Raw genomic sequence first — 2,178 nt, 5'->3', positions numbered from 1 at the left:
TGGAGGCGGGTGGAGCAAGCGCCATTGCGCTGCCCTGCAACACCGCGCACGCGTTTGTCGAAAGGATTCAGCCATACCTCAACGTCCCGATCATCAACATGCTCAGAGAGACTGTCTCCTATATCGTCGATCGATTTGGTGCTGGATGCACAGTCGGACTTCTCGCGACGTCTGGAACCGTCGCAAGCCGCATCTATCACAACGTCTCGGAACGTGAACTCGACGTTCTCACGCCCGAACCTGAGTTCCAGGAAAAGGTTATGGCCGCGATCTACGGGCCTTGCGGTGTGAAAGCCGGCTTCACCGAAGGGAAGTGCAGAGAAGACCTGATTGCTGCGATAAAGCATCTCAGCGACCGCGGCGCGAAGGTCATGATTCTCGGCTGCACCGAACTGCCATTGATCATCGGGCAAGCGGACGCTTTTGACGTTGGTGGAGTGTCAGTGACGATCGTCGATCCTACGAACGTCCTTGCACAACGCTGCGTTCTGATCGCTAACGCGCTTGGCAATTAGCAATAGTCAACGAACGCTGTTGGTGGTCTGACACATGACAGCTTCAAACCAAAGCACTCAAGGAACACATCGTGGCAGCACAGAAATTTCGCATCGAATCCGACCTGTTAGGCGAAAGGGAAGTCCCTCAGGAGGCTTATTACGGCGTTCATACACTACGGGCAAAAGAGAACTTCCAGATATCGGGGAGCACCGTGTCGTCATATCCAGAACTGATCGTTGCTCTTGCCGCCGTCAAGCAGGCGGCGGCCGAGGCGAACGCAAAACTCGGTCTGCTTTCGCCGGCCTTGTACGACTCGATTTCCGCTGCCTGCATCGAGATCAGAGACGGACGGCTGCACGACCAATTTGTCGTCGACATCATTCAAGGCGGTGCAGGAACATCGACGAACATGAATGCGAACGAAGTCATCTGCAATCGCGCGCTCGAGCTGATGGGCCACCAACGCGGCGAGTATGGCTTTCTTCATCCGAACGAGCACGTCAACCTCGCGCAAAGCACGAACGACGTTTATCCCACCGCGCTTCGCATCGCTACTCTCTTTGCGATCGAGCATCTGATTGAAGCAATGACGATACTTCATGCAGCGTTCGCCGCGAAAGCGCTCGAGTTCGCGGGCATGCTCAAACTTGGCCGGACGCAGTTGCAGGACGCAGTGCCGATGACCCTCGGCCAGGAGTTCTCGACCTACGCGGTCATGGTGGAGGAAGACATGGCTCGCCTTGGCGAAGCGTCCGTGCTGATTCGTGAGATCAACTTGGGCGCGACTGCTATTGGCACTGGGATCACCGCCCATCCCGACTATGCGCAAAAGGCGCTAGTTGCGTTGAATCGCATCACGGGACTCGAACTTAGCACAGCGCCTAATCTCATCGAAGCGACCCAGGATTGCGGGGCCTTCGTGCAGATATCCGGCGTGCTCAAGCGGATTGCGGTCAAGCTCTCGAAAATCTGCAATGACCTCCGCCTGCTATCAAGCGGACCGCGCGCGGGATTCGGCGAAATCAATCTGCCGCCTATGCAGGCCGGCTCATCCATCATGCCCGGTAAAGTCAATCCGGTCATTCCGGAAGTCATGAATCAGATCGCATTTGAAGTATTTGGCAACGACATTACCGTGACATTCGCCGCCGAAGGCGGCCAGCTTCAATTGAACGCGTTCGAACCGATCATCGCGAGCAGCTTGTTTCGTAGTTTCAAACATCTTACTAACGGATGCACGACGCTTGCTGAGCGATGCATCAAGGGCATCACCGCGAATCCAGAGAAACTGCGTGAAACGCTCGATCGATCGCTTGCTCTCGCGACGGCGCTCAATCCGTACATCGGTTACAAGAACTCGACGTCCGTCGCAGCTGAAGCGCATGCACTGGGAACAACAATTCGTGAAGTCGTTTTGCGTCGAAGACTGCTTACCGAGGCGCAGCTCGACGAAGCGCTGCGGCCGGAAGCGTTGATCCAGCCACGCGTGTACGCGGGCCTGATCAGTCGGGCCGAATCGCCTGTGTCCGGCGATATCGTTCAGTAATCGCGCAGCGCCACCGCTTCGCGAACGCGGGTGTCGCCATGCACCGTCCATCGAGTCGAGGAGTAAGTGTTGTCGAACGCATAACGATGGCGGCCGTGCTGGCGGTACTGATAAGTTTGCCAATCTCGCGACCA

The 2,178-nt window shown here is 56.6% G+C and carries 2 protein-coding genes; both read left to right on the top strand.

What is annotated here, in order from left to right; genetic code table 11:
- On the top strand, positions 1–515 hold a 515-nt coding region (locus ACFFAR_RS26220; protein ID WP_375508745.1), incomplete at its 5' end, for an aspartate/glutamate racemase family protein.
- A 71-nt stretch (positions 516–586) separates the two neighbouring features.
- Positions 587–2,044, top strand: a complete 1,458-nt coding sequence (gene aspA, locus ACFFAR_RS26215) for an aspartate ammonia-lyase (protein WP_174364748.1) — start codon at positions 587–589, stop codon at positions 2,042–2,044.
- Positions 2,045–2,178 lie beyond the last annotated feature (134 nt).

The sequence above is a fragment of the uncultured Caballeronia sp. genome, assembly GCF_964243625.1.
Classification (GTDB): Bacteria; Pseudomonadota; Gammaproteobacteria; order Burkholderiales; family Burkholderiaceae; genus Caballeronia.
This window is presented reverse-complemented; position numbering and strand designations above follow the sequence as displayed.